The sequence below is a fragment of the Argonema galeatum A003/A1 genome (assembly GCF_023333595.1).
In the GTDB taxonomy this organism is placed as follows: Bacteria; Cyanobacteriota; Cyanobacteriia; order Cyanobacteriales; family Aerosakkonemataceae; genus Argonema; species Argonema galeatum.
This window is the reverse complement of sequence record NZ_JAIQZM010000007.1, coordinates 24,508-45,320: the sequence shown is the minus strand read 5'-3', so window position 1 is coordinate 45,320 and position 20,813 is coordinate 24,508. Positions and strand designations below refer to the sequence as shown.

The 20,813-nt window shown below is 42.8% G+C and carries 24 protein-coding genes; 18 read left to right on the top strand and 6 right to left on the bottom strand.

The window, feature by feature from the left end:
• The first annotated feature begins 9 nt into the window (after positions 1-9).
• Complete coding sequence (gene fmt / locus LAY41_RS09695) at positions 10-1,014, top strand: methionyl-tRNA formyltransferase (protein ID WP_249096930.1); 1,005 nt, start codon at positions 10-12, stop codon at positions 1,012-1,014.
• A 16-nt stretch (positions 1,015-1,030) separates the two neighbouring features.
• Here fmt and LAY41_RS09690 read toward each other — a convergent pair whose 3' ends face one another.
• Entirely contained in the window at positions 1,031-1,390 is a 360-nt protein-coding gene (locus tag LAY41_RS09690) for a DUF6464 family protein (RefSeq protein WP_249096929.1), read from the bottom strand.
• 269 nt (positions 1,391-1,659) lie between these two features.
• On the opposite strand from LAY41_RS09690, the gene LAY41_RS09685 reads away from it, so the two are divergent.
• Complete coding sequence (locus tag LAY41_RS09685) at positions 1,660-1,911, top strand: hypothetical protein (RefSeq protein ID WP_249096927.1); 252 nt, start codon at positions 1,660-1,662, stop codon at positions 1,909-1,911.
• Entirely contained in the window at positions 1,908-2,255 is a 348-nt protein-coding gene (locus tag LAY41_RS09680) for a type II toxin-antitoxin system PemK/MazF family toxin (RefSeq protein ID WP_249096926.1), read from the top strand. Before LAY41_RS09685 ends, LAY41_RS09680 begins: the two co-directional genes overlap by 4 nt.
• A 142-nt stretch (positions 2,256-2,397) precedes the next feature.
• Here LAY41_RS09680 and ald read toward each other — a convergent pair whose 3' ends face one another.
• On the bottom strand, positions 2,398-3,531 hold the full coding sequence (gene ald, locus LAY41_RS09675; protein WP_249096925.1) for an alanine dehydrogenase: 1,134 nt from the start codon (positions 3,529-3,531) through the stop codon (positions 2,398-2,400).
• A 203-nt stretch (positions 3,532-3,734) separates the two neighbouring features.
• On the opposite strand from ald, the gene LAY41_RS09670 reads away from it, so the two are divergent.
• The 11 genes from LAY41_RS09670 (at position 3,735) to LAY41_RS09620 (ending at position 15,649) form a co-directional block, all read left to right on the top strand.
• Positions 3,735-3,929: a hypothetical protein gene (locus tag LAY41_RS09670; protein WP_249096922.1), complete on the top strand. Its 195-nt coding sequence runs from the start codon at positions 3,735-3,737 to the stop codon at positions 3,927-3,929.
• Between the two features lie 185 nt (positions 3,930-4,114).
• Positions 4,115-4,411 (top strand): hypothetical protein, encoded by a 297-nt coding sequence (locus tag LAY41_RS09665; RefSeq protein ID WP_249097160.1) that lies wholly within the window; start codon positions 4,115-4,117, stop codon positions 4,409-4,411.
• A 50-nt stretch (positions 4,412-4,461) separates the two neighbouring features.
• Positions 4,462-4,905 carry a heavy metal-responsive transcriptional regulator gene (locus LAY41_RS09660; protein WP_249096920.1) on the top strand — a complete coding sequence of 148 codons (444 nt, stop codon included), beginning with the start codon at positions 4,462-4,464 and terminating at the stop codon, positions 4,903-4,905.
• Positions 4,892-6,034: a WD40 repeat domain-containing protein gene (locus tag LAY41_RS09655; RefSeq protein ID WP_249096919.1), complete on the top strand. Its 1,143-nt coding sequence runs from the start codon at positions 4,892-4,894 to the stop codon at positions 6,032-6,034. The genes LAY41_RS09660 and LAY41_RS09655 overlap by 14 nt, the downstream gene beginning before the upstream one ends.
• 414 nt (positions 6,035-6,448) lie before the next feature.
• The gene (locus LAY41_RS09650) at positions 6,449-6,694 is read left to right on the top strand and encodes a hypothetical protein (protein WP_249096918.1); all 246 of its coding nucleotides are present in this window, start codon (positions 6,449-6,451) and stop codon (positions 6,692-6,694) included.
• The gene (locus LAY41_RS09645; RefSeq protein WP_249096917.1) at positions 6,687-6,980 is read left to right on the top strand and encodes a hypothetical protein; all 294 of its coding nucleotides are present in this window, start codon (positions 6,687-6,689) and stop codon (positions 6,978-6,980) included. The genes LAY41_RS09650 and LAY41_RS09645 overlap by 8 nt, the downstream gene beginning before the upstream one ends.
• Positions 6,981-7,072: 92 nt before the next feature.
• A complete protein-coding gene (locus LAY41_RS09640; RefSeq protein ID WP_249096916.1) occupies positions 7,073-7,879 on the top strand; it encodes a pentapeptide repeat-containing protein in 807 nt (268 codons plus the stop codon).
• Between the two features lie 254 nt (positions 7,880-8,133).
• The gene (locus LAY41_RS09635; RefSeq protein ID WP_249096915.1) at positions 8,134-9,195 is read left to right on the top strand and encodes a pentapeptide repeat-containing protein; all 1,062 of its coding nucleotides are present in this window, start codon (positions 8,134-8,136) and stop codon (positions 9,193-9,195) included.
• 196 nt (positions 9,196-9,391) lie between these two features.
• The gene (locus tag LAY41_RS09630; protein WP_249096914.1) at positions 9,392-10,042 is read left to right on the top strand and encodes a pentapeptide repeat-containing protein; all 651 of its coding nucleotides are present in this window, start codon (positions 9,392-9,394) and stop codon (positions 10,040-10,042) included.
• 255 nt (positions 10,043-10,297) lie between these two features.
• Positions 10,298-11,650, top strand: a complete 1,353-nt coding sequence (locus LAY41_RS09625; RefSeq protein ID WP_249097159.1) for a DNA phosphorothioation system restriction enzyme — start codon at positions 10,298-10,300, stop codon at positions 11,648-11,650.
• Positions 11,651-11,899: 249 nt separating this feature from the next.
• Positions 11,900-15,649, top strand: a complete 3,750-nt coding sequence (locus LAY41_RS09620; protein WP_249096913.1) for a class I SAM-dependent DNA methyltransferase — start codon at positions 11,900-11,902, stop codon at positions 15,647-15,649.
• A gap of 170 nt (positions 15,650-15,819) precedes the next feature.
• Here the strand turns inward: LAY41_RS09620 and LAY41_RS09615 are convergent, their stop codons facing one another.
• The 4 genes from LAY41_RS09615 to LAY41_RS09600 all read right to left on the bottom strand — a co-directional run bounded on the left by LAY41_RS09615 (position 15,820) and on the right by LAY41_RS09600 (position 17,524).
• Complete coding sequence (locus tag LAY41_RS09615; RefSeq protein ID WP_249096912.1) at positions 15,820-16,314, bottom strand: hypothetical protein; 495 nt, start codon at positions 16,312-16,314, stop codon at positions 15,820-15,822.
• Positions 16,315-16,339: 25 nt separating this feature from the next.
• A complete protein-coding gene (locus LAY41_RS09610) occupies positions 16,340-16,765 on the bottom strand; it encodes a Tse2 family ADP-ribosyltransferase toxin (protein ID WP_249096911.1) in 426 nt (141 codons plus the stop codon).
• A 169-nt stretch (positions 16,766-16,934) separates the two neighbouring features.
• Positions 16,935-17,327, bottom strand: a complete 393-nt coding sequence (locus LAY41_RS09605; RefSeq protein ID WP_249096909.1) for a type II toxin-antitoxin system VapC family toxin — start codon at positions 17,325-17,327, stop codon at positions 16,935-16,937.
• Positions 17,324-17,524, bottom strand: coding sequence for a hypothetical protein (locus tag LAY41_RS09600; protein WP_249096907.1), 201 nt, complete (start codon positions 17,522-17,524; stop codon positions 17,324-17,326). The genes LAY41_RS09605 and LAY41_RS09600 overlap by 4 nt, the downstream gene beginning before the upstream one ends.
• Before the next feature lie 473 nt (positions 17,525-17,997).
• On the opposite strand from LAY41_RS09600, the gene LAY41_RS09595 reads away from it, so the two are divergent.
• From LAY41_RS09595 to LAY41_RS09580, 4 genes are read left to right on the top strand one after another with little or no spacing between them, the layout of a single operon-like run.
• On the top strand, positions 17,998-18,171 hold the full coding sequence (locus LAY41_RS09595) for a hypothetical protein (protein WP_249066384.1): 174 nt from the start codon (positions 17,998-18,000) through the stop codon (positions 18,169-18,171).
• Positions 18,168-20,231, top strand: coding sequence for an AAA family ATPase (locus LAY41_RS09590; RefSeq protein ID WP_249096904.1), 2,064 nt, complete (start codon positions 18,168-18,170; stop codon positions 20,229-20,231). The genes LAY41_RS09595 and LAY41_RS09590 overlap by 4 nt, the downstream gene beginning before the upstream one ends.
• A complete protein-coding gene (locus LAY41_RS09585) occupies positions 20,221-20,526 on the top strand; it encodes a hypothetical protein (protein ID WP_249096902.1) in 306 nt (101 codons plus the stop codon). Before LAY41_RS09590 ends, LAY41_RS09585 begins: the two co-directional genes overlap by 11 nt.
• Entirely contained in the window at positions 20,519-20,707 is a 189-nt protein-coding gene (locus LAY41_RS09580; protein WP_249096899.1) for a hypothetical protein, read from the top strand. The genes LAY41_RS09585 and LAY41_RS09580 overlap by 8 nt, the downstream gene beginning before the upstream one ends.
• Positions 20,708-20,813: the final 106 nt, after the last annotated feature.

The following is a 20,813-nucleotide window of genomic DNA, read 5'->3' as shown; positions in this document are numbered from 1 at the left end:
CAATGAACCATGAAAGTAATCTTTTTCGGCACTCCTCAGTTTGCAGTGCCTAGCTTGGAAAACTTGTTAAACCATAACGAGTTTGAGGTTGTGGCAGTTGTCACCCAACCCGATAAGCGTCGGGGTCGCGGTAACGAGCTGATTCCCTCACCAGTGAAAAATGTTGCCTTGGCTCATCAGCTGCCAGTCTGGCAACCCCAGCGGGTTAAAAAAGATACTGAAACGCTCAATCTGCTCAGACAAGCGCAGGCAGATGCGTTTGCAGTTGTAGCCTATGGGCAGATTCTTTCCCAAGAAATTCTGGATATGCCCAAGTTGGGTTGCATCAACGTTCACGGTTCGCTACTGCCCAAGTACCGAGGTGCTGCACCGATTCAGTGGTGTCTCTACAATGGCGAGATGGAAACGGGGATCGCCACGATGCTGATGGATGCTGGGATGGATACGGGTGCGATGCTGCTGAAAGCTCATGTACCCATTCTGCTGATGGACAACAGCGAACAGCTAGCCCAGACTTTATCTGTGTTGGGGGCAGATTTGTTGGTGGAAACGCTGCTGAAGTTGGAAAGCGGGTCGCTTACTCCTATCCCTCAAGATTCGTCCCAAGCTACTTACGCACCGTTGATTAAAAAAGAAGATTACTGGCTTTCTTGGTCGCGATCGGCTTTTGAGTTACACAATCAAGTCAGAGGGTTTTTCCCTGACTGCGTGGCAAGTTTTCGGGGTGCGGCGTTGAAGATCTCCGGTACAGCACCTATTGCACCCGATTTTTGGTCGCAGTTGCCCTCAGAATTGAGAGTGCTGGAGGAAAAATGGTTGGATCTGTCTTCTGGTGCGGCACAACCGGGCGAGGTAGTGGCTATTGTTAAGGGAATTGGCCCGATCGTGCAAACGGTCGCGGGACTTTTGCTACTGCGGAAAGTGCAAGTGGCTGGTAAACGTCCTCAGTCTGGTTTGGAGTTTGCCAACGGGATGCGTTTAGCAGTGGGAGAGGTTTTGGAAAACGGCCATTAGGGTGGGCGTCCATCTACTACGGGTCGGATTTTTCGTAGAAGCGGCAGCGATCGCACGGCCCCTCTGGATTGACAGCACAGCGAATTAGTTCTGAACGAGCATTGAAGTGGCAGTTGGCATCTCCCAGCACCCAGCGTCCCTCGATCAGGCTTCTTTCTGTGGGGCGCGGTGCAGACTGTACGTACAGGGCAATTTTGTGCAACTTGTAGCGCCCTGACTTGAGTTGATAGCGGTGACGGCGTTCTAAAACGGCGTAGGTTTTACCTTCGAGATCGAGATAGTTACCGGGTTGCGGTGTCCAGTCGAGATTCACGTTACCGAGGGACTGACGCGGATGCGTCAGAATCACCTCGGTGGGTAAAGAGTCTGGCTCCATAGCTTCCTCTAGATGTATTGCGGACGACATCTTTTAAGGTATCGCACTCAAAGCCCAGAGCCGAGCTTAGTTGGTTCTTCCCTTGTCAAATATGCGGTCGTAGGGGCACGGCACAATAAAATCTTGGTATGACCGACATATTGATGAGCTGTGCTACTACAAAATGTTTATTTAGCGGTCGTAGGGGCACGGCATAATAAAATCTTGGTATGACCGACATATTGATGATGCCGTGCCCCTACAAAATGTTTATTTAGAACATTAGCAAAATGATATCACCTAATTTACAAGAGATCGAGCATTCCATTCGTGCATTGTCACTTGAAGAACAATTGTGGCTCCTAGAACGTATCGCTAGACAAGTGCGAGAAAGAACACATACAAAAGATAAATTTGCTGATGCGAAATACATGAAGGAACAACTGGCTGCAATGGCTAGAGATCCAAATATCCAATCGGAAATCGCAGCAATTAAAGAAGAGTTTGCCGTTGCTGAAATGGATGGTTTAGAAGGGCTATGAGCATTAAGCGCTCGGAAATCTATTTTGTCAATCTCAACCCAGTGGAAGGAAGGGAACAGGCGGGAAAACGACCCGTTTTAGTTCTATCGATTGATACTATTAACCAATCGCCTCTAGTTGTAACTGTGGTTGTTGGTACTAAAGGTGAGAATATCCCACTGGATTTCCCAACCAATGTGCGTGTCTCTCCAGATGAGAGCGGATTGCCTTTGGAAACGATTTTTCTGTGTTTTCAGATCCGCTCTTTGGATAAAGGGCGGTTTCCCGACGCACCTGCTGGGCAAATATCGGACACAAAAATGCTCGAAGTTGAAGCGGCGGTTCGTTACTGTTTGGGTTTATGATTTTTGTGGCGCGATCGCACTTTTTCCAAAGCGCGATTGCACATCCTCAAATTAAGCATTTCCGTTCTCGATCGAGAAGGGATGCTCGCGTACTCCCAACTGCTTTTTCGTATTTCCCAAGCATGATTTTTTATGCCGAAAATCAACGCTTTTTCTTACCGCTACCAGAACTACCTTTTTTGTCAGATGGCTCAGCTAAATCTGGAAACACCTCCCGCACCGCCGGATGCACCAACTTGTGCTTCTGAACATTCAAACCCTTACCTAACGATGGGTCTAATTCCAGTGCTTTCATGCCACGATGAGCTAGTTTCAGAACATAGGGCAAGGTACTATTATTAAGAGCCTGAGTGGCAGTCCAAGGCACGGCTCCGGGCATATTTGGGACACCGTAATGGACGACTCCTTCGTCGATGTAAACTGGATTGGTGTGAGAGGTGGGATGCAATGTTTCTATACAACCACCTTGGTCTACCGCTACATCCACAATTACAGAACCGGGATACATTTTTTTGACAAAATCTCGCGATACGAGGATAGGGGCTTTCTTTGCGAGTACCAAAACCGCACCGATTAATAAATCCGCGTCTGGAACATTGGCTTCGATCGCAGATGGATTACTGTATAGCAGTTCAACTCTGGAGCCAAAAAGTGTTTCCAGATAAGCTAAACGGTCTACATTCACATCTAAAATTTGGACTCTAGCACCCATACCTATAGCAATCCTAGCGGCTTCCGTACCCACGACGCCACCGCCTAAAATCATTACTTTACCCGGTCTGACTCCAGGAACCCCCCCCAGGAGGACGCCTCGACCTCCTTGCTGTCTCTCCAGAAACCTCGCTCCGAATTGCACGGCTAGGCGTCCGGCGATGATGCTCATTGGGGTGAGGAGGGGGAGTTTACCGTCTGGCAATTCTACAGTTTCGTAGGCTATAGCACTGACTCCAGAATCAATCAGATGCTCCGTCAATGTGCGATCGGCTGCCAAATGCAGATAAGTAAACAGTAACTGCTCTTTCTGGAGAAACTGGTACTCTGGTTTTAGCGGTTCTTTCACCTTAACCACCAGTTCCCTATTCCAGGCTTCTTCTGAAGAAGGCACAATCTTAGCCCCTACCTGGATATAATCTTCATCCGCAAAACCCGCACCAGCACCGGCTGCTGTTTCTACAAACACAGCATGACCCGCTTCGTGCAACACCCGCACGCTACTCGGACTCAACCCTACCCGAAATTCCAGATCCTTCGTTTCTTTGGGAACGCCAATTTCCATTTTTTACCTCAATCTGACCTATACTTCCAGCTTAAGTCGGTTAGCCTTATCCCGGCTTGATGGCAGAGTGTCAATACTGGTTAACCTTCTCTACAATAGAGAAGGTTAAGATTTGTAACTAGGCAACTCTGAGTAACACCTCTGGTTGGCAGCCAATCTGGCCTGGTGGAGAACAATTTGATTCAGAAAGGGTTAAAAAGTTTATGACGCAAGGGTTCCAACCAAAAACGACACAATCGCAACCAACTACCACTCCGAAGTTGGAGGAGCCAAAGTTTGGTTTTAATGAGTATGCAGAACGCTTGAATGGCAGAGCAGCTATGATCGGCTTTGCCCTCACCCTGCTGATTGAATACGTCACGGGTCAAGGTCTGCTATCCTGGCTGGGCCTAAATTAGGGGCTAGAAAAGTCAAAAGTCAAAAGTCAAAAGTCAAAATAAAATAGGGGCAAGCAAAAAAGCATTGATGCAAAAGAGAGAATTGTTCACTTTTGACTTTTGACTTTTGACTTCCCCAGGCGGCTGGGAGATTTAGAATAGTAAGCGTTAACATCAGATTAAAAAGAGGAATAGTACCAATTGTGATGAATGCTGCTTGGGCGCGGTTTTTGAAGTCAGCCTACCGCAGGGAACCGATTACTAGCTTTGTGGTTACCGTTGGGGCGGTCGATGCTGCGATCGGTGGTTTGGGCGAACGCTGGTCTTTATTCACGATCGGAATTGGAGCGGTAGGGATGGCTCTAGCACTCCGTTGGTGGATGATTCACCGTAGCACCGCTGAAGTTCCCTCAGAAGCACCCGAATATTATTTACCCCCTAGCCCGTCTCGACCTCAGATACCTAATTTGAGCGTTTCCAACCGGAAACATCCACCCCGCTAGATGAGTGGGGGAGTGGGTGAGCGGGTGAAGTGACTAATGACTAATGACTAATGAATACAGCTGTTGCAGGCAAACTGCTTAAGATCGGCGAAGTTGCCGGGTCTACCGGGTTGCCGGTTAAAACTATTCGATATTATGACGATCTCGGCTTACTATCCACAGTTGCGATCCGATCTGACTCAGGCTATCGTTTGTTTAATCTTCAGGTACTCAAAAGACTCGATTTCATCAAACGATCGCAGTCTCTAGGGATGAGTCTAAAAGAGATTCAACTATTTCTAGAAATTCACGATCGGGGTAAATTACCTTGTAGCGAAGTAAAGCAACATTTAGAGGCTAAGATAGAAGCGATCGCCAACCAAATCCAATCTCTAGAAACTCTACGTTCTGAATTGCAAGAATTATTATCTAGTTGGCAAGAACAACCATCAGCCGACTGCCTAGACGAAATCATCTGTCCCAACATTCAATCCGAACTGGATGAAACCTCATAAAGTTAACTCCAAAAAACAAAAATGGAACAACCCGATCCTCTTAAATATTTCTTTTGCCTTTTGCTTTTTGACTTTTAACTTTCTCAGTCAAGGGCAGTCGAATACTACTGCCCAGTATAAACCATTGCCAGTTCCAGTTCTGCCGCCAGTCGGCGTTCCAGTTCCACCTGCGCCAGTCGTCGTTCCAGTTCCACCTTTTCTCAATACTGGAGGATGGCAAAACGTTAAATTGCTCCACGTTCTTAAAGCTCATTGGGGTCCTGTTTATGCCCTTACTTTTAGCCCCGATGGCAAATTTATGGCTAGCGGCGGAACTGATATTGACACCAAAATTAGGTTGTGGAATCCCATCAAGGGCAAAAATATTCGCACAATTAAAGCTCATAGCAACAGAGTACTTAGTCTTGCCATTACACCTGATAATCTAACTATTGCCAGCGGTAGCGAGGACACCACGCTCAATCTTTGGAGTCTCAAAACCGGGCGATTAAGCCGTAGTTTGACACAGGATTTTAGTAATATTTTGTCCCTTGCTATTACGCCAGATGGTCAAACATTAGTCAGCGGCGGTTTGGATGGAATAAAATTAATAGATTTGCGGACGGAACGACTGCTTTACACTCGCGTGCCTTTGTCTCAACCACTTGTTTATACACTGGCGATTAGTCCCGACGGTCAGCTTTTGGCGACTGGCGGTAGGGATAAAGTAGTTCAATTGTGGAACTTAGAGACTAGCCAATTTCTCGGTGCTATATCGGGACATCAGGGTGCTATTACTTCTGTGGCATTTACTCCTGATGGTGAAAACTTAATAAGTAGCAGTTACGATCATACGATTAAAGTATGGAATCTCAGAAAAAAGAGATCTTATACACTTTTAGGACATCAAGATATCGTTAATTCTATAGCTGTTAATCCAGATGGACGCACTTTAGCTAGTGCCGGTAGAGATGGTTTAAAACTTTGGGATTTGCAAACGGGGCAGCTAATCGGCTCAGTTTCCTTAGATACAGATTGGGTGCAAACGGTTGCTTTTAGCCCGGATGGGCAATTGCTGGCGAGTGGCGCGTATGATGGAACTATTAAGATTTGGCAAGGAAATTCTTTTGTCCCTCCCAACTTTAGATAAAAAATTAGGGAGAGAACTAATATTCCCTCCCTTTGCGTTTTTCTTGTTTTCCGTTTCAGACTGTTCTTTGAGTTTCTTGCGTAGCATCTGTTGTTGCTTTTTCAGCTGTCGCTGACGTGCGGAACCGCCTCTGCCTTTGTCGTTTCTGCCTTCTCGACGGGGTGACTCCCACCGTTTGAGTAATCTAGCCATTGTTTTGTTTGGTTTAGCAACTAAATTATATTGTAGTTTAATTGTAGCACATTGTCAAATCTATCAAAATTAGTGCGATCGCGTACTTGACTTTGTGAGAAGTTTGGGGTATATTTGTATAATGGAAATCTGTGCGCTCATATATACTAAGTTTTATTACTAACTCAAGTTGCTAGGTATGAATTAAGCTCAGACTATTGAGCAAATAATAGAGGCGATCGCATGACTCAAACCAGCAATCCAGGTATTCCCTTTGAAGTAGATGGAGAAGTTACCTATCTGAGTCCAAACTCAGCTGAGGGAAAAGCCTTGCAGCGCATTCGAGCGATCGAAGCTGGTGAAGACGTGGAATGGATAACCACTATTCAGGAAGGTGATTTGATAGATACAGAAGCTTTAGACAACTGGTTGACAAAACGTGGCTACCCAATCGAGGTATCAGATTCAAGTACACAATCTGGTGTATAGTCAAGACTTACTAGAACTGCCAGAAGAGTTACAAGAGGAATTCCCACTTTATCAACAACTTCTGACTACAAATCCCCAAAAGCCATCAAGAGTACCCAGCCATAACCTGAAAGGCGATTTGACTGGCTACCGCGCTTTGGATATTGAATGGGAAGGTAACCCTAATGCTTATAGGCTAGTTTACCGAATTAACGAGAAACCAGCGCCTAAACGGGTTCTTATTGTTAGCTTTGCTGAGCATAACCCTGCCTACGATCGGGCCAAAGAGAGGACAGGCAGGGATTAGAAAAATTATTGAGAGAAGCTCGGAATAGTTTACTGTTGAAGGTTTATTCAAAATAAAAGCTAAAACTGAGATAGTGCAAAAGAAAAGGCGCTATGCAGGAAGATTTCGATCGGCCCGAAAAATACGATGTTGTGCTTGGCGGTCAAACGCCACCTCCACCGGGTAGCGCTGTTTTAGGAGGATTAGATGGAGTCAAACAGCGACTGACAAGTGAGGAGATAGAATATCGTATTGAGGCGTTAAAAGAGGCTCTCCAGTATGGGGATGCTGGTTTGGATTTGTTCCTTGAGGTACTGGAAAATGAAACAGAGCAAGTGCGAAATGCAGCCTGTTTATTGTTTGGAAAATCAGAACAACTTTCTTTACTTAAGGAAAGCGTAACTCTTTGGAATAAGTGGAGAGAGCGCTCTATGCCCCTGAACCTTTTTGATATAGACCTGCGCGGGGTTGACCTCAGCGAAGCTAACCTCAGCGGGGCCGATCTTAGGAAGGCTAAGCTCGGTAAAGCTAACCTTCAGGGGGCTGACCTCACTCTGGCTAACCTCCAGGGGGCTGACCTCACTCTGGCTAACCTCCGGGGTGCTGATTTGAGGAGGGCTAAGCTGAGCAAAGCTACCTTTTGGGACGCTGACCTCTCCCTAGCTAAGCTTAGCGAAGCGACGCTATGGGCGGCTGACCTTAGAAGGGCGAAGCTGATCGAAGCTGACCTCACTCTGGCGGATCTCAGCGAAGCTAAGCTTAGCGAAGCTAACTTCACGTTCGCCAACCTTACCGAAGCTGTCCTCTGGAGGGCTAATTTGAGCAGGACTTGCTTCTGGAAGGCAACCCTTTGGAAGACTAAACTTAGCGGGGCTACGTTCCAGGAAACAACTATGCCTGATGGCAAAATACTTGATTAGCGATCGCCCATATTCATAACTTTTGAAATCATGGGAAAGATCGGTAAGATTGAAACAATTTTGCTACTCAAAGCCGCTCCAAAATGAAAGCTAAACCTGGTATAGCAACCGACGAAAGTCGGTTAGGACAAATCCAACTCTTACCTCTTGCCTTCCATCCCGTACTCCGTAACGCTTTTCCCTCTTCTCTCTTCCCTCTTCCCTAGCAATCTTAGCCCCTAGTCCCTAGCTATATAGTGCAAAAAAAAAGTGCCATGCCAGAAAATCCCGAAGGGCCCAAAGAATACGATGCCGTTCTTGGCGGAAAAATCCCATCCTTATTGAGTGGCGCGGTTTTGGGAGGACTAGCAGGAGTCAAGCATCGACTGAAAAGCAAAGTAGCAGAACATCGCATTGGGGCGCTAAAGGAGGCGTCCAACTATGGAAATGCAGGCTTAGAATTGATAATTCAGATGCTAGACGACAAAGCACGGGAAGTGCGGGATGCTGCTTGTTTCCTGTTGAGAAAGTCGGAACAACTGATCCTACTTACTTATGATGTAGCTATTTGGAATAAGTGGAGGGTGCGTTCCATACATCTAGAGGGTTACGATGTAGACCTGAAGGAAGTCAACCTCAGCAAAGCTGACCTCAGCGGAGTTGACTTCAGCGGAGTTAACCTCTGCGGTGCGAACCTCTGCGGCGCGAACCTCTGCGGTGCGAACCTCTGCGGTGCGAACCTTTGCGATGCGAATCTTTGCCAGACCGATCTCAGGGGCGCTAATCTCAGGAAAGCTAACCTCAAGGGGGTTAACTTCAAAGGGGCTGACTTCAGCAAAGCTAATTTCCAAGAAGCTGACCTCAGTGGGGCTGACCTGAGAGGGTTTAACCTTAGTTACCTTAATTTCAGATGGGGGAAACTCAACCGGGCGAACCTCTGCGGTGCTGACTTACACTGGGCGAACTTCTTTCAAGCAAGCTGCAAGGGGATTAATCTCAGCGAGGCTAATCTCTACACGGCTAATTTCAGGGAGGCGAACCTGAGCGAGGCGAACTTGAGTGAGGCGAACTTAAGGATAGCTAATCTGGAAAAGACGTACCTGAGCGATGCTAACTTCAGTGGGGCTAACGTCAGCGGGGCTAATTTCAGAGAAGCAAATGTCAGTGGGGCTAACTTTATGGGGGCTGACCTGAATAACACGGATCTCAGTGACGCTTTCCTATACAGGGCTAACTTCAAAGGGGTTGACCTCAGCGACGCTTTTCTATATAGGACTAACCTGGAAGAGGCTGACTTCCAAGGTGCAATTATGCCTAATTGCAGAATACAGGAATAGACATCTCCTTTCAAAGAATGTAGAGACGTTGCATGCAACGTCTCTACAAGGGTTCAAGGGTTAGCACCTTTAATTTCTGGAGAGGTCTAATAGCGATCGCGATTTCCCACAACAGCAATTCTTTTGCACAGATGCTCTCTTCAACGCTCCGACGAAGTAAAATTTAAACCTGGTATAGTGCAAAAGAAAAAGTGCCATGCCAGAGAATCCTTCTGAGCCCAGACACTACGATGTTGTGCTTGGTGGTAAAACTCCACCTCCCTTGACTGGTGCGGTTTTGGGAGGGTTAGCAGGAGTCAAGCAGCGACTGCGGAGTACAGTAGCAGAACATCGAATTGCAGCGCTAATGGAAGCACCCCATTATGGGGAAGCAGGTTTGGATTTGATAATTCAGGCATTGGATGATAAAGCAGAGCAAGTGCGGGATACTGCTTGCATACTATTGCAGGGAAAATTAGCAAAACTCACCCTACTTAAAAAGGATGTTGCTACTTGGAATAAGTGGAGGGCGCATTCTATCCGCTTGGAGGAGGGTATTAATGTAGACCTTAGCGCAGTGAACCTGAGCGGGTTTAACCTGAGCGGGTTTAACTTCAGCAGTGCTAATCTGATGGGAGCAAACCTCAGCGGTGCTAACCTGAGAGGGGCCGATCTCAAGGGTGCTAACCTGAGCGAGGCTAACCTCAGTGGGGCCGATCTCACGCAGACTAACCTGACTTTCGCTGGCTTCTGGAACGCTGACCTCAGACAGGCTAACCTCACAGAAGCTAACCTCACACAGGCGGATCTCCGGCGGGCTAACCTGGGCGGTGCAATTATGGCTGATGGCACAGTACATGATGAATAGCGATCGCACACACTACACCTCCCCAAACCATAAAATTAATCAAATAGCTTAAATCACAGGGGCAGTAGGGTTGTGAAATCGTCCTCAAAAGGTATTTACAAAGTCCAAAATCAGACAAAAAACAAAGAATTTTTACTTAAAAACAAGGATATAGCTTACCCGTTACTGGAAATCAACAAACTGTTATCGGTCGCTGCATCTAAAGGTACTTACCATGTATCGCCGGAAAAGCAACCACTACCGGGATGTCCCAGGATACCGCCGTCGCTACAGTTGCGGGTATATCAGCAACAAGCGATCGCAAGTTGGTTTGCCAATAAGGGAAGAGGTACGCTGAAAATGGCGACTGGTAGTGGTAAGACGATTACCGCATTGGCGATCGCAACTGAACTCTACAATAAAATTGGCTTGCAAGTCTTGCTGGTAGTTTGTCCCTACCGTCATTTAGTCACCCAGTGGGGGCGAGAATGCGAAAAATTTGGCATAGAGCCAATCTTAGCATTTGAGAAGCGGGACAGCTGGCAAACTCGACTTTCCACACAACTATATAATGTGCGTTCTGGCAACGATCCTTTTCTCGCCGTTATCACTACCAATTCCACTCTCATAAGTGAAGGTTTGCAGTCGCAGCTAAAGTATTTCCCCGAAAAAACTCTAATTATAGGAGACGAAGCCCATAATTTGGGCGCACCTCGCTTGGAAGAAAGTTTGCCTCGCAATGTGGGGTTGCGATTGGCTTTATCTGCAACGCCAGAAAGGTATTTTGATGAAGATGGCACCCAATCGTTATTTGATTATTTTGGCCCGGTTTTGCAACCGGAATTCACTCTCAGAGATGCGATTCAACAGGGTGCGTTGGTGCATTATCTGTACTATCCAATTTTGGTGGAACTGACGGAATCGGAAAGCCACACCTATATTAAATTAACGAAAAGTATTGGGAGAGCGCTACTATATCGCCAACGAGAAGGACAAGCAGATAGAATATCCGATGAAGAGAATCAAGATTTAAAGCCATTGTTGATGCAAAGAGCGCGTTTAATTGGGGCTGCTGCTAATAAATTAAAGGCTTTGCGCGATTTAATGTTTACTCGCTTGGATAGTAGTCACACTTTATTTTATTGCGGTGATGGTTCGGTGGAAAGCACGCACCAACTCAAGGCGGTAACTAAGATTTTGGGAACTGAATTGGGTTATCGGGTAAACACTTACACCGCTAAGACTTCTTTGGATGAAAGAGAGGATTTGCGGCGTCAATTTGAGACGGGTGAATTGCAAGGTTTGGTGGCAATTCGCTGTTTGGATGAAGGGGTAGATATTCCGGCAATTAAAACAGCCGTAATTTTGGCGAGTAGCGGTAATCCCCGTCAGTTTATTCAGCGCCGGGGACGAATTTTGCGCCCTCATCCGGGTAAGGAACGGGCTACTTTATTTGATGCGATCGTACTCCCTCCAGAACTCGACAGAGAAACTTTGGAAGTCGAACGCAATCTGCTGCGAAAGGAGTTGCGGCGATTGGTGGAATTTGCCGATTTAGCAGACAATGCGGGGGAAGCGCGGATGAAGTTGTTGAGTCTACAAAAACGTTATGGTTTGTTGGATATTTAGTGGGGAGGGGAATATTTTCTGATTAAGAAAGGGGTGGGGATAGTTGACAAGGGGGGAATTTTGGGGTATTATTTTTTTATAATGGTAATCTGTCTATTTTTCATAAAATATCAATATTCCCATTATTAAGGAAAGGATAAGGTATAGCAACCGCCAAGGCGCTTAAGGCATTCTGAATTCCTGAAACCCTTGATTATAAACACTTCTTTCCCTAGTCCCTAGCCCCTAGCCCCTAGTCCCTAGCTATACATGAATAAAATTTCACCAAGACAAGCTTTAAATAAAGCATTTTTGAAAGTTAAACCTAACAGAAATGATATTGAACTGTTTAAAACTAATCTAATAACTCTAATCAGCCAAATTAATGAAGCTGAATCAGAAGAATTTCATAAAAATCTGATTGCGGATTTCTTAAAAAATACGTATTACAGTTCTAATTATTTTATTAATACTAAAGGACGTAACGATCTCGTTATTCATCATGGTAAAGACGCTCAAACCAGCGTTGGCGTAATTTTGGAAGCGAAAAAGCCAACCAATAAAAGCGAAATGCTGAAAGTTGATCGTTTAAATACTAAAGCATTTCAGGAATTAGTTTTATATTTTTTGCGCGATCGCTTGACTCATAACAATCTAGAAATCAAATATTTAATCGCCACTAATATATATGAATGGTTTATTTTTGATGCCAGTAGTTTTGAAAAAGCATTTATTGAAAATAAAACTCTTATTAAGCAATTTAATGATTTTCAAGCCGGAAGATTATCCAGCAAAAAAACAGATTTTTTCTATCAAGAAATTGCTCAACCAGCCATTGCTGCCATTGAGTCATCAATCATTTTTACCCATTTCGATCTGCGAGAATATGGAGCAATTTTAAATAATTCAGAAAACCTCAATGAGCATCAACTAATTTCACTATTTAAACTACTTTCACCAGAACATTTATTAAAATTACCCTTTGCTAACGATAGCAATAGTCTTGACAAAGGATTCTATAACGAATTATTACATATTATTGGTTTAACGGAAACTAAACAAGGCAGTAAAAAACTGATTGAGCGCCAAAAACCAGGATCGAGAAATCCAGGTTCTTTAATTGAAAATGCGATCATCCAACTTGATAGTTTAGATAAAATTTCTCGCCTATTAAATCCAGAACAATTTGGGGAAACTGACGAAGAAAGACTGTTTAATGTTGGGTTGGAATTATCAATCACTTGGATGAATCGTATTCTATTTCTAAAATTATTGGAAGCCCAATTAATTCAATACAACAAAAATGATCGGTCTTGGGGATTTCTAGATTTAAGTAAAATCAAAGATTACGATGATTTAAATAGCCTATTTTTCAGCGTATTGGCTCGCAAAGCAGCGGAAAGAGACGCTAATATCCAAAAAATATTTAGCCATGTTCCTTATTTAAACAGTTCCCTATTTGAACCAACAGATATTGAACAAGTCACGATTTTTATCAGTAACCTCAGAGATGAAAAATTACCGATTTTTTCCTCTACTATCTTGAAAGATAGCAACGGAAAAAAGCGCACCGGAGACATCAATGCTCTAGAATATTTATTTGAATTTCTCAATGCTTATGATTTCAGTAGCGAAGGTTCGGAAGATATTCAGGAAGAAAACAAAAGATTAATTAATGCTTCTGTTCTAGGCTTGATTTTTGAGAAAATTAACGGATATAAAGATGGTTCTTTCTTTACTCCGGGTTTCATTACCATGTATATGTGTCGCGAAACTATTCGCCGAGCAGTTGTACAGAAATTTAATGAGCTTAAAGGCTGGAATTGCCAAGATATTAATCAATTGTATGAAAAGATCGAGGATAAAAAAGAGGCAAATCAAATTATCAATAGTTTAAAAATATGTGACCCTGCTGTAGGTTCGGGACATTTTTTAGTTTCGGCTCTTAATGAAATTCTTGCGATTAAAAGCGAACTTAAAATTTTACTGGATAGACAAGGTAAAACTTTAAGAGATTATCAAATAGAGGTGGTGAATGATGAGTTAGTTGTCACTGATGATGATGGCTTGTTGTTTGAATATAATCCCAAAAGTAAGGAAAGTCAACGGATACAAGAAACTCTCTTTCACGAAAAGCAGATGATTATTGAAGAGTGTTTATTTGGGGTTGATATTAATCCTAATTCCGTAAAAATATGTCGGTTGCGTTTGTGGATTGAACTTTTGAAAAATGCTTATTATAAAGCTGACAGTAATTTCATGGAGTTAGAAACTTTACCGAATATTGATATTAACATTAAATGCGGTAATTCTTTGATTAGTCGGTTTTCATTGGATGCTGATTTGCGACAAGCTTTAAAGAAAAAGCAATATAGTATCGATAATTATCGCGATGCTGTACAAACTTACCGCCATGCTGAAAATAAGGAGCAGAAGCGGGAGATGGAAAGACTGATTAATGATATTAAGGGTAATTTGAGGATAACGCTACAAGGAATTGATCCAAATAAAAGTAAATTAAGAAACTTAGAGGGTGAGCTTTATAATTTGGAAAATCAAACTTTATTATTTGAGGAAACTAAAGCCGATCAAAAGAAACGGGAACAAAGAATTTCTAAGTTAAATAATGAGATTGATAAGTTAAAAGTTGAGATTGAGGATATTGAAAGCGGTAAGATTTATGAGAATGCTTTGGAATGGCGTTTTGAATTTCCTGAAGTGTTGAACGATCGGGGGGATTTTGTGGGTTTTGATGTGGTGATTGGAAATCCTCCTTATATTAGACAGGAAGAAATTAAGGAATTTAAACCAAGTTTGCAACAAACCTATAAATGCTATACAGGAATTGCTGATTTATTTGTATATTTTTATGAGCTAAGTTTGAAATTATTAAAGCCAAAGGGTTATTTAACTTATATCTCTTCTAATAAATATTTTAGAGCGGGTTATGGTGAAAAGTTACGTCAACTGTTGACGGAGAAAACAACGATTTACAATTTAATTGATTTTGGTGATTTCCCTGTCTTTGAAGAGGCGATCGCTTATCCTAGTATTATCGCTTTAAGTAAATTCCCATCTGACACAAACCAAGTACAGGCTTTGTCATGGGATGCAACGAAACACCAAAATATTGCCCAATTTGCAACGGTATTACATCAGGAAGGTTTGAGCATTTCACAAGAAAATTTAAAATCTGACGGGTGGAGGTTAGAATCTTCGCAAATTTTAGATTTATTAGCAAAAATCAGAAACGCTGGAACACCGCTAGAAGAGTATGTAAACGGTAGATTTTATTATGGTATTAAAACAGGATTTAATGAAGCTTTTGTTGTAGATCTCGCTACCCGCGATCGATTGATTAACGAGCATCCTTCCTCTGCTGAGGTGTTAAAGCCTTTTTTACGGGGTCGAGATGTTAAGCGTTGGTGTGTTGAATATCAAGATTTATGGCTAATTTTCACTAGGAGAGGAATTGATATTAAAAAATATCCAGCAATTGAGAATTATTTGAGTCAATATAAAAAAGAACTTACACCTGGTACGGGTAGAAAAGCAGGTACTTATCAATGGTATGAAATTCAGGATAATATTGCTTACTGGCAAGAATTTGAGCAACCTAAAATTATTATTCCTGCAATTACTAATAATGTTGAATATGCTCCTGACTTTTCAGGATATTATAGCAACGATAAAACCTCTATTTGTATTTCCCAAAATCTCAATTATACTTTAGGAATTCTTAACTCATCTTTAATGTGGTGGTTTATTCAACAAATAGCCGCATCTAAACAGGGGGGGTTTTTTGAATTTAAACCGATGTATGTTTCTCAAATACCCATCGCCAAAAGCACAGAAACACATCAGAAATTATTACAACAAATAGTTAACCAAATCCTCACTACTAAAAAATCTAACCCCCAAGCAGACATAACCGCATTAGAAACCGAAATAGATCGACTGGTTTATCAACTTTACGGATTAACTGAAGAGGAAATTAAAATTGTAGAAGGGAAAAACTAGGATTAAAATTTCATAAAAGTAGTTCGACTTTTTCCTATTGAGTTGTAGGGTGCGTCAGACATTAGATGTAAACGATCGCATCAGGGTTTAAGTGTCTGACACACCCTACTAATTGAGCTTTTTTTCTACATAAAGGCGATCGCTCTTTTATTTTTAGCAACTTAATTAATTCAGCAATTGTTCAGATATTTTTGGAAATCTTCTCCTGCTTCCCTAATATCTGCATCCTCATGCTGCAACGCTCGTTTAACCAGCTTTTCAGTTAGGTTTTTATCAATATTAATATACAGTTCTAACAACCGCCTGTACTCTTCATCCGTCCCATCAGCTAACAACCCTTCGGCACTGTTTTCGATATTAACCAATAACCAGGTTTTTGGCAGAGAAAGAATTGCTTCTCTGCACAGTTCGATATCCGAATGAGAGACGCTTGCTAGATCCACTAACTCATCCAATAAACTCTGACGTTCTGGCAAAGTGAGGTAAAAGAACAAGCGCAATGCCGTTCCTCTTTCTCTAGGATTTTGTAATCCTTTTTGGAGAATTGCTACCCTGTCCGTACAACTATTGAAAAACTCTTTACGACTCTCAATATAGGCAAATTCTTTGGCGACAACTGACTGCCACAAATCAATATTGTTTACAGTTTGCTGCTGACTTAACATCGTTTCTCCTTTTTTGTTTTGTATTTTATCTTAGCTCTTTCTTACCAACGTAAATCCACCCACTAGCAATAAATCTATCGATAAATTCTGTGAATAACATTTCTCGACTAGGGTAGATAGTATGATGAGTTGGCGAATGGGAACCGCCAACATCTCTACCATCAGCGACTACATCAAGACCTTCAGGTAATAAAGTATTTCGATCTAGTTTATGATAGTGTCCTGTTAAAGGCGCATACTCAATATTCCCAAAAGTCGATGCACCCGTTGGGGGTTGTGTTGGTTTGACCCCATCGCTTTCAACGGCAATATCCTTACCTGGACGAGGTGAACGAGGCTGTTTTTGGTTGCCAAATGCGTATAGCGTTGTCAGCACCACAACTCGTTTGAATCCATTAACAGATTCTAATGGTTCTATTGCTTCACCGTTTGTATTGTTATCGATCGGCACTGGTCTTTAACGAAAAAAAATTTCTTTCATCATAACATTTCTCAGAAACCCGGTTTCTCAACTCTCGGCGATCGAAGACGAGGAAAAAGAAACCGGGTTTCTGCGAGAATTTTTGTCTCCTAACAGAGATGGTATGAAGAAACCCGGTTTCTCAACTTCATGGTTGTTACTAGGGGGAGGGAATTACCTGAATTAACCCAGTTTGGAAAGCATTATCGTAAGTGATAATAGGCAAGTTTTCTAGTTCTGCCTGAGCCATCAGCATCCGATCGAACGGATCTCGATGCGAAATAGGCAAGTTTCCTGCTCTCAATGCGTGAGCGTTGGTGATAGTTAGCTCGTTAAACTTCGCTTTCTGTAATGTGTACTGATAATTATCAACCAAAGGTTTAGCTTCAGGTAGTTTGCCGATCCGGTATTTGGTAGCAATTTCCCAAGCAGAGGCACTGCTAACCAAAATGCGATGGTTGGGGTTGCGAATGATGTCTCGGCACTCTTGATTAAGTTTCGGGTCATTAAAAAGCCACCAGAGCAGAATATGAGTGTCAAGCAGGTAGCTCATTCCCATTGCTGAAGTTCCTCTTCTGGTAGAGGTTCAAAAAATGCCTCTCCCAGTTGTCCTATGAGTAGTCCAGGGGTACGAGGTTGGGTGTCTTCTTGATTTAAACCTAAACGGAAGTCGTGAATTAAATCATAAATTTCTGTAAGCTTCTCTTCTGGTATATCTTTTAGTTCTTGTATAATTTTCTGGATTAACATAAATCCTCCAGGGTTGAATTGTTCATGCAGCAATTTTTTTATTTTATAGAAAATGATATTGCTTTCCACTATTATCATAGCATAATCCAGAACTGAGGAAAAAGAAACCGGGTTTCTGCGAGAATTTTTGTCTCCTAACAGAGATGGTATGAAGAAACCCGGTTTCTCAACTCTCGGCGATCGCTATTTTATTTTATAGAAAGCGATCGCTATTTAGATAACCCATTCAGGCGATCGCAAACATAGCAGGCGTACTAGAGATTGGCGATGACACCAAAAGCGATTATAATTGAAGATCGCGCATAACAACGCCTTGAAACACGCCCCTTCTTCCCCTAGTCCCGTTCGGCTGAGCGCTCACGTCGAAGCCTAGCCCCTTTGCCCCCTCCCCTAGTCCCTAGCTAGTGCTACACTCTACGCACTTACGTTCTAAGATCGATCGAATAAGCACAAATTTTCAGGGTAGGGACGCGATGAGTGAGGAAATCAGCCTAAGTTACGTACAAGAGCCTCTAGCGACGGCTCCACCAGAAGTACGGCAAATTATTGAGCGGGTGAGACAAGCTGAGAAAGATAAGCTTTATATGTCAAAACCCAAAGGCATTAACGACGACATTCTCGCAATTATAAAGGAATGCGTCAAATGAAGTTAATTTCTCTCAAAATTTGTAACTTTCGCTGCTTTTATGGGAAAATGCCAGAAATTTTACTTTCTGGGGAAGAACAGCGAAACACGACGATTATTCACGGTAACAACGGATCCGGAAAAACGACGTTGTTGAATGCGTTTACGTGGGTGCTGTATGAGAAGTTTACAGCGGCTTTTGCTTCGGAAGAACGGTTGGTGAATAAAAGAGCGATCGCAGAAGCAAAACCGGGAGAATCTGTAGAATGTTGGGTAGAAATTGTTTGGGAACACGACGACAAACGCTATCGCGCTAAACGAGAATGTCGCGCCTACAAAGGCGAAACCATCGAACAAGGCGAAAGTAAACTGTATATGCAGATAGCTGGAGACGATGGGAGATGGAACCTTCCACAACAGCTTCCCGAAGATATAATTGGGCGAATTTTACCGGAAAGTTTGCATCAGTATTTCTTCTTTGACGGAGAGAGGATCGAGAGAATTGTGCGTTCTGACAATAAACTAGAAATTGCAGAAGCAACGAAAACGATGCTGGGAATGAAGGTATTAAATCGTTCCATTGAGCATCTGGGAAACGCGAAAAAAGCCTTGGAAGAAGAGTTAAAATCAATTGGCAATACGGAAACGCGCCAAATATTAAAGCAGAAAGAACAAAAAGAGAAAGAGACTGAGAAATTAACTAATCGCCAAACTGAGATTAGCCAGGAGTTATCGCACCAAGAAACGCTCAAAAAAGAAACCAGCAACCGTTTTCGGGATGTTAGCGGTGCCAAAGATTTAGAAGAGAGACGCAAAGAGTTAGAAACTCAAAAAACCACAAACATAGACAGACTAAAACAAAGTAAAGAAGCGTTGCAACGAGCTATTTCAATCAGAGGTTACGCAGTTTTCCTACCAGAAGTAATCGCTGACTTTCGTGCGATCGTAAATGATTTGAAACAGAGAGGTGAGTTAAGTGGTGGAATTTCACAGGAATTTGTTAATGAATTACTGAATTCCAAACGCTGTATTTGTGGTACAGAGTTACACGAGGGAAATCACTTTCACGAAAATGTCAGCAATTGGTTAGATAAAGCTAGCATAGCTGCTGTGGAAGAAACGACTATCCGCACGATCGCACAGGTGGATGAAATTGATAAACAAACGCCGAAATTTTGGGAGGATATTGACAAAGAACAAGCTAATATAAATCAGTTTAGGCAAGAAATTTCCCGCCTTGAGACGCAGCTAGATAATATTAGCGAAGAGTTGAGAAAAAATCCGGCAGAAGAGATTCGCAACTTGCAAAAACGAGTGGATGAAATTGAAGGTAAAATCCGAGAGTTAACTTTAGAAGAGGGAGAGAATAAGCAGAAGATTGCGGATTTAAAAATTGAGATTGAAAATCTCGGTAAGCAAATCGCCAAACAGGAATTGAATGAGGCGAAGCAAGCGCTTGCACAGCGACGCATTGCCGTTAGTCAGGATGCGATCGAACGTTTAACGGATTTTAGATATCGTTTAGATAAGCATTTTCGGGTGCAATTGGAAAAGCGGGTTCAGGAGATTTTCAGTTCAATTTCATTTAAAAATTACCTGCCAAAACTCACCGATAAATATGAGTTAACGCTAGTAGAAAATACGGCAGGTAGAGAAGCACCAGTCGCCGCCTCAACGGGAGAAAACCAAATTCTCAGTCTATCATTTATCGGTGGCATCATTGACAGAGTGCGAGAGTGGAGTAAAGACGAATTGATGGTGCCAGATAGCAGCACATTTCCAATTGTGATGGATTCGCCGTTTGGCAGTTTGGATGAAATTTATCGCAGGCAAATTGCTAATATTATTCCCAAATTGGCGAATCAATTGGTGGTTTTAGTCACTAAAACGCAGTGGCGGGGTGAGGTAGAAAAGGAAATGACTAATCGTATTGGTAAGGAGTATGTGCTGACTTATTACTCTTCTAAACCAGATTGCGAAGAAGATACAATTGAGTTGGATGGTGTTCCCTATTCCTTGGTGCGGCAAAGTCCGAATGAGTATGAATATACGGAAGTTACAGAGGTGGAGTATGAGTTTTAGTTTATCGCCAATGTTGCATAATTTGGTAACTGATACCTGGGTGAAAGCAAGTTGGGAAGAGTTTCTAGAATTAGAGGATCATCCTGATTATGTAGATGCCAGATTTTATTACGATCGCAGTTACATGAGGATTGAAATGGCAGCACTTGGTTTTCGTCATGGGCATCAGAATTCGATTATTGCCAATGTGGTTCTTCTTTTTGCAAGTCTTAGGAACATAGAAATTGTTGAGTTGACTGGGGCACAAGCGGTTATTATACGAACGGGCAGGAGTGCAATAATATTGGGTGAATGATGCGAATACAGGAAGGGTAATTGTTTTTGCTATTGCTGAGGGAAGAAGTGGTGAAATTCAGGAATCGCAAGTATTACCGGGGTTGGCGTTATCTTTAGTTGAGGAGGCATTGCAACGCCGACAAACAGAAAATGATGGGGCAATTACTCGCTGGTTGCTGCAAACTTTTAGTCAAGACTGAGAGTGAATATGTCACGAGATTTATGCTATACTAAGTAGGTTGGCATAATTAAACGTAAAACTGCCGGGATTAGAAACCCGGTTTCTTGGAGAAACCGGGTTTCTGG